This window comes from Candidatus Clostridium eludens, assembly GCF_045310515.1.
In the GTDB taxonomy this organism is placed as follows: domain Bacteria; phylum Bacillota; class Clostridia; order Clostridiales; family Clostridiaceae; genus Clostridium_B; species Clostridium_B eludens.
This window is the reverse complement of the sequence record NZ_JBJHZX010000172.1, coordinates 1-402: the sequence shown is the minus strand read 5'-3', so window position 1 is coordinate 402 and position 402 is coordinate 1. Positions and strand designations below refer to the sequence as shown.

The following is a 402-nucleotide window of genomic DNA, read 5'->3' as shown; positions in this document are numbered from 1 at the left end:
AATAGCTTTAAGCTCCTTCTCAAAAGCCTGAATACAGTTAAAAGAGCAGGCAATTGAGATTGTTAAAGGCTCATATAGACATTTATCAAGGCGATATGAATTACGTGCAGCCTGCTTAAGAATTTCAGCTGTCATCTGAGAATTAGAAATTCTCTTACGACTTTTTTTATTGACAAAGTCAACGAGATTTTCAAGTGGAATATTTGCAATATCTTCAGAAGATAGAAACTCAGTCAATATGGAAGAGGCAGTAGCACCATATTTATTGGAAAAAGGATGTTCATCACCCTGTAGCAAAGCAAATTCACTGAACTTGAGAAATACGTTGGATAACATGTAAGTCTTTTCTCTAGTCAGGCATTCTACAATATGAAGTCTGTGCCTTGTAAGTCTTTGCAGAGC

Annotated in this window: 1 pseudogene; it reads right to left on the bottom strand. The window is 36.1% G+C overall.

The features are described from left to right. Positions 1-402, bottom strand: a pseudogene (locus ACJDU8_RS25705) (IS110 family RNA-guided transposase); the annotation flags it as partial.